Below are 6,373 nucleotides of genomic sequence, written 5' to 3'. Positions count from 1 at the left end.
ACCCACAACCACACCGTCCTCGCCGCCGACACCACCACCACCGTCATCACCGGTCCCGACCCTTCCGCCTTCGGCCAGCCGGTGGTCCTCACCGCCACCGTCGCCCCCGTCGCGCCGGGCACCGGCGTTCCGACCGGGACCCTCACCTTCACCGTCAACGGCGGTCCTCTCATCACCGTCCCGGTCGAGGTCAACGGGACGGCCACCACGACCCTCACCACCCTCCCCACCGGAACCCGCACCATCACCGCCACCTACAACGCCGAAGACCCCAACTACAACCCCTCCAACGGCACCACCACCCACACCGTCAACCAGGCGGCAACCGAAACCGCCGTCAATTCCACTCCCCACCCCTCGACACTCGGGCAGCTGGTGACCTTCTCGGCGACCGTGACCCCGGTGCCGCCCGGGGCGGGCACGCCCACCGGGACGGTCACCTTCGTCATCGACGGCGGGCCGACACTGACCGCTTCGCTGGACTCCGACGGCACCGCCACGGTCGCCACGGCCGCCCTTGGTGTGGGGAGCAGCCCGGTGACCGCCACCTACAACGGCACCACCGACTTCGCCACCTCTGCGGGCAGTACCGTCCACACAGTCGACCGTGCGCCGACCACCACCACCGTCACGACCTCCCCGGATCCCTCCCTGTTCGGGCAGAACGTCACCTTCACCGCCACCGTCGCCCCCGTCCCCCCGGGGGCGGGCACCCCGACGGGCACCGTGACCTTCCTCGTCGACGGAGGAGCCGGCGGCACCTTCACCGTCCCCCTGGTCGGCGGCGTCGCCACCGCGAGCACCAGCACACTCGGCATCGGGCCGCACGTCATCTCAGCCGTCTACAGCGGCGACGCCGGCTTCGCCACCTCCACCGGAGCCGACACCCACCAGGTGGACCGCACCCCGACCACGACCACCGTCACCTCCTCCCCCAACCCGTCACGGGCGGGCCTGATCGCCACCTTCACGGCCACCGTGACGCCGAACCCGCCCGGTACGGGCACACCGACCGGGACCGTCACGTTCGTCATCGGCAACGACACCCTCACCGCGGCGCTGGTCAACGGCGTCGCCACCGTCACCGACCGGCTGGGCACCGGCGTGTACACCGTCACGGCCACCTACAGCGGCGATGCCCAGTTCGCCCCCTCCACCGGCACCCATCTGCACGAGGTCATCCCGGCCTCCTGATCTCCCGCCGCGACACGGGCCCGTCGTCATCCGCTCAGGATGCGGCGGGCCTCCCGGCGCCCGGACAGCAGGGCCCCGTGAACGGTGGTGTGGTAGTCCGGCTCGGTGGCCTCCCCGGCGAAGTGGACGCGGCCGGCCACCGGAGCGGCCAGGGCCCGGTAGTCCCCGGGCCGGGAGCCGACCGGCGGGAAGGAGTAGGAGCCGCGGGCGAACGGGTCGGTACCCCACCGGGTGATCCGGTGGGCGACCGGTCCGGGCACGTCGTCGCCGTAGACGCGCCGCAGGTTCCCCAGCGCCTCGCGCACCTGGCCGGTGTCGTCCATGCCTTCCAGTCTCCGGGCCACCGGGCCGCCGTTGAGGGCCACCAGCAGCGGCACCCCGGTGACCGGACGCAGGTTGTACCAGGCGGAGAAGGCCCCGTGCTCGGTGCCCTCCTGCACGACCACCTCCACGTCGTCCCAGAAGACCGAGGGGAAACGAAGGAAGAGCTTGTCGTAGACGCCCATGCCGAGGCGGCCGATCGCCTGCCGCTTGGCCGCCGGCAGCTCCGGGGAGAAGGTCACGTCACCGCTCTTGAGCACACCCAGCGGCAGGGTCACCAGGACCCGGCCGGCGGAGAACACCCCGTCGCCGGCCGTGTGGACCTCGACTCCTCGCGGCCCGTGGGCGATGTGTGTGACGCGGTGCCCGGTCCGTACGTCGAGCCCCTCGGCCAGCGCGGCGGTCAGCTGCCCGTACCCCTGGGGGAACATCACCTCGTCCCCGCCCAACCGCTCGCCGGCCACAAGCCCCCAGCAGGCCAGCCGGTCGATGTCCGCCCCGTACTCGTCCTCCGCGTACCGGCTCCGGTACTCCAGCACCCGCCGCGCCCGGCCGGCGTCCAGATCGCTGCCGTCCAGGATGCGGCGCAGCGCCTCACCGGCCGACAGGTCCGGCCCGGCCTTCTCCGCGGCCTCCTCCAGCCGCCGGCGGGCCATGGCGTCGTCCTCCCGGCGCACGGCCAGCTGCTCGCGGGTCAGCGGCTCGCCCTCCGGGCCGTAAATGGCCGTGGACTCGGCGTTGAACGGCACGGTCCGGGCCCCGGTCTCCCGCGCCAGCGCGGCGACCGGGTTGCCGTCCACCCCGTGGATCCACGAGGCGCCCAGGTCCAGCGGCACGTCCGGCCACCGGTGGTCCGTCCTGATCCGGCCGCCGATGCGGTCCCGGGCCTCCAGTACCACCACCCGGTGCCCGGCGCGGTCCAGCTCGCGGGCGGCGAAGAGCCCGGCCATCCCGGCCCCGACGACCACGGTGTCGATCGGGTCGTCCCGGCGTTCCGCCCGGCGAGGCGCTTCGCGGCCGACCGGGCCGTTCGCACAGCCCGTCAGGCCGGTGGCCGCCAGGACCGCTGAGCCGAGCACGGCCCGCCGCCCGGCCGCAGAGAAGAAGGCGTGATTCACATCACGGACATTACCGGCACACGCCTCGGGGCAGGCCGCCGCGTGAGGCGCGCGTCACCGGTTCTCCTCCAGCACGGGCAGGACCGCGGTGACCGCGAAGCCGCCGCCCGGGCGCTGCCCGGCCTCCAGCGTCCCGCCGACGCTGCGGGCGCGCTCCCGCATTCCGGGGATGCCGTACCCGGACGGCGCCCCGGCGGGCTGCGCTCCGGCGGGGTCGGCTCCGGCCCGCGCGCCGGCCGGAGCCCCCTCGTCGGTGACCGACACCCGCAGCGCCCCGGCCTCCCGGAGGACGGACACCTCGATCCGCACGACCGGCCCGGCGTGCCGCACGGCGTTCGTCAGCGCCTCCTGCACGATGCGGTAGGCCGCCGCGCTCACCGCCGGCGGCACCGGTCCGGCCGGCCGCAGTTCCAGACCGACCGTGGCACCGGCGGCCTCCGCCGTCCGCACCAGGTCGGGGATGCCGGACACCCCCGGCAGCGGGCCGCCGCCGCCCGGCCCGTCCGGCGTGTCCGGCCCGTCCGCCCGCAGCACCTCCAGCGTGGTGCGCAGTTCCGCGCGGGCGTCCCGGCAGGTGTCCGCGATGCCGTCCAGCGCCCTGGCGACGGCCTCCCGGTCCAGCCGTCCGGGGTCGGCGATCAGCACGTGCGAGGCGACGGAGGTCTGCACGCCGATGAGCGTGATGCTGTGCGCCAGCAGGTCGTGCAGGTCACGGGCGATGCGCAGCCGCTCCTCGGCGACCCGCCGGGCGGCCTCCTCCTCCCGGGTCCGTTCGGCCCGCTCGGCCCGTTCCTTGATCGCGCCGATGTACCGGCGGTGCATCCGCACCGCCTCGCCGGTGGCGAGCACCGCCACCACCCAGCCAGTGGCCCGCAGCAGCTCCAGCCCCTGGTGGGCGTCGGTCGCCAGCATCACCACGGCCACCGCCGCGACGACCACGCCGCCCACCCACAGGGTGCGGGACCGGGGACCGACGGCGGCCAGGGTGTAGACCGCCACCATGGAGGCGGTGACGGGGGCGGCGTGCGGGAAGTCCAGCGCGTGGTAGACGACGGAGAACCCCACCGAGACCACCAGCACCGCCAGCGGGTGCTGCCGCCGCCACAGCAGCGGCAGCACGCACCCGGCCAGCAGCAGCCAGGCGAGCGGGGCGAGGGAACCGCCACCGAACCCGTACGCCGCGAACAGGCCGCTCACCGCCGCGACAAGGGCGGTGAGCAGCACGTCCTGGCGTTCCGGGCGGCGCGGCGGCCTTATCCGGGACACGGTTCCATCATCGGGCATCCGGCGCGGGACTCCGGCGGCGGTACAGCGCGCCCGGCCACCACACCCGGCGGCCCAGCAGCCAGCTCGCCGAGGTGACGACGTAGGTCCGCACCAGGAAGGTGTCCAGCAGCACCCCGACCGCGACGACGAAGCCGATCTGGAACATGAAGACCAGCGGCATGGTCATCAGCACGCTGAAGGTGGCGGCCAGCACGATGCCCGCGGAGGCGATCACGCCGCCGGTACTGCGCAGCGCGACGAGGGCGGCGGGACGGGTTTCCAGACCGCCCATGACCTCCTCGCGCATCCGGTGCATGAGGAAGATGCCGTAGTCGACGCCCAGCGCCACGCCGAAGACGAAGGTCATCAGCGGCAGCGAGGGGTCGATCCCCCGGAATCCGAAGACGGGCTCGAACAGCAGGCCGCCCAGGCCGAGCGCGGCCGCCCAGGAGGCGACGACGGCGGTGAGCAGCATGACCGATCCGGTGATGCTGCGCAGCAGGGCGATGAGGATGAGCAGCACCGCACCGAGCACCAGCGGAATGACCAGCTTCTGGTCGGCGGAGGCGGCCCGGGCCATGTCGAGCTGCTCCGCGGCGGTCCCGCCCACCAGTGCGGACGGCGCGTCCTGCGTGCCGAACGCGGCGCGCAGCGCGTCCACCGTGTCCCGCTCGCCGTCGGTTCCGGGAGCAGCGGTGGCGCGCACGCTCACCTCGGTCCAGCCACCGCTGCTGCGCCCGGCCTCCGCCCCGGCGACGCCCTCGGTGGCACGGGCCCGTTCCACGGCGGCGACGGCGTCCTGTGCCGGCGCCATCACGATGATGGGACGGCTGCTCTGCTCGGGGTATGCCTCGGCGAGCTGCTGCATGGCGGTGACGGACTCGGGGGTGGTGGTGAAGCTGTCCTCGTCGGAGAGCTGCCCGGGCAGGTTGAGCACCCCGGCGGACATGGCGGCCAGCATCAGCACGCCGGTGACGAGGATGGTGACCGGGCGGCGGCTGACGGAGCTGCCCATCCGGGCGAAGATGCCGGCCCGGGAGGGCCCCTGCCCGGCGTCCGGGACCGGGGTGAGCGGCCAGAAGACCCGGCGGCCCAGCAGCACCAGGAGTGCCGGCATGAGGGTGAGCATCGCGACAAGGGCGCACAGCACTCCGACGGCGGCGACCAGGCCGAAGCCGCTGATGCTGTTGAGGTCGGCGGCCAGCAGGCACAGCAGGCCGGCGGCCACCGTGCCCGAGGAGGCGAGGATCGCCGGGCCGCTTCCCCGCAGGGCGGCGAGCATGGCGTCGTGCGGCAGCTCGCGGACGCGCAGCTCCTCGCGGTAGCGGGCCACCAGCAGCAGGGCGTAGTCGGTGCCGGCGCCGAACACCAGGATGGTCATGATCGAGGAGCTCATGGTGGTGACGGTGAGGCCGGTGACCTGTACCAGCCCGTAGACCACCGCCATCGCCACGCTCGCGGCGGCGCCCACGCAGAGCAGCGGGAGCAGCCACAGGGTGGGGCTGCGGTAGATGAGGACCAGCAGCAGGGTCACCACGGCGATGGTGGCCAGCATCAGGAAGCCGTCGATGTCGCTGAAGACCTCCGACATGTCGACGCCGATGGCCCCCTGTCCGCCGACCAGCACGGTCAGGCCGTCGGGCAGGTCCTCGGCCACGGTGGCACGGATGGCGGCGACCGCGTCGTGGTCCTCCTCGCCGGTGAGGCCGCCGAGGGACAGCGGATACATCTCGGTCCCGCCGTCCGCGGAGGGGATGCCGCGCGAGGGCACCTCCCCGGCCGGCTCCCAGTCGGCGGTGATGCCGGCGACGTGCTGCCGGGCGGCCTCCCGGTCGGCCTCGGTCAGTCCGCCGTCGCGCTGGTAGACCAGGACGACGTCGGTGGTCTCCCCGCCGGGGAGATCCTTGCGGAGTTCCAGCACGCGGGTGGAGTCGGCGCTGTCGGGAAGGTGGTCCGCGGTGTCGTTCACGGTCGCGCCGCTGAGCAGGCCCGCGTAGGGGCCTGCCAGGGCCAGCAGCACCAGCCACAGGCCGACGACCGCCCAGGGCGCACCCCGCCGCCACCCGGTCGCCCGGGCGGGACGCCGGGACGTGTCCCGCCGTCCGGGTTCGGTCTCCACGGATACGGCCCCCATGGCGGGCCTCCTCTTCCTCGTCGCGCTGTTCCGCTGTCCGGACGCGATGCCGCGCCCCGCCCCAAGCCTTCCGTCCCGCCCGGCCCCCACCGTCCCCCGCGGGGACGGACTCCGGGGTACGGCGGACGGTGGTCCGCGCGCCCGGCTACTCCCCCGGGAGTACGCCCGCGGAAGGCCGCGGTGTCCCGCACAGCCATGAGGGATCTCGCATACTGATACAGGGAAGGCATATCGGTGCGCCTGTCGGCTACGCTGGGTCCGTCATGCGCTTCGGGATGCTCCTCCTTAGCCGCCGCGGCGAGGGTCTGTAGTCATACGGCCGGCCCCCTCCCCGCGGAGT

General features: G+C 74.0%; 4 protein-coding genes. 1 reads left to right on the top strand and 3 read right to left on the bottom strand.

The genetic code is table 11. The features are described from left to right. Window positions 1-1,194, top strand: a 1,194-nt coding sequence (locus ABD299_RS18860; protein ID WP_344263922.1) for an Ig-like domain-containing protein, incomplete at its 5' end; no start/stop codon positions are given. Between the two features lie 26 nt (window positions 1,195-1,220). On the opposite strand, the gene ABD299_RS18855 is transcribed toward ABD299_RS18860, so the two are convergent. The 3 genes from ABD299_RS18855 to ABD299_RS18845 are packed head-to-tail and all read right to left on the bottom strand — an operon-like array spanning window position 1,221 to window position 6,033. Further along, complete coding sequence (locus tag ABD299_RS18855; RefSeq protein ID WP_344263920.1) at window positions 1,221-2,633, bottom strand: flavin monoamine oxidase family protein; 1,413 nt, start codon at window positions 2,631-2,633, stop codon at window positions 1,221-1,223. Window positions 2,634-2,687: 54 nt separating this feature from the next. Further along, the gene (locus ABD299_RS18850; protein WP_344263918.1) at window positions 2,688-3,917 is read right to left on the bottom strand and encodes a sensor histidine kinase; all 1,230 of its coding nucleotides are present in this window, start codon (window positions 3,915-3,917) and stop codon (window positions 2,688-2,690) included. Further along, window positions 3,907-6,033, bottom strand: coding sequence for an MMPL family transporter (locus tag ABD299_RS18845; RefSeq protein ID WP_344263916.1), 2,127 nt, complete (start codon window positions 6,031-6,033; stop codon window positions 3,907-3,909). Before ABD299_RS18845 ends, ABD299_RS18850 begins: the two co-directional genes overlap by 11 nt. Window positions 6,034-6,373: the final 340 nt, after the last annotated feature.

The sequence above is a fragment of the Streptomyces sodiiphilus genome (assembly GCF_039529215.1).
GTDB classification, from domain to species: Bacteria; Actinomycetota; Actinomycetes; order Streptomycetales; family Streptomycetaceae; genus Streptomyces; species Streptomyces sodiiphilus.
Note: the sequence above shows the minus strand (reverse complement) of the source record. Positions and strands in the feature narration are given on the sequence as shown.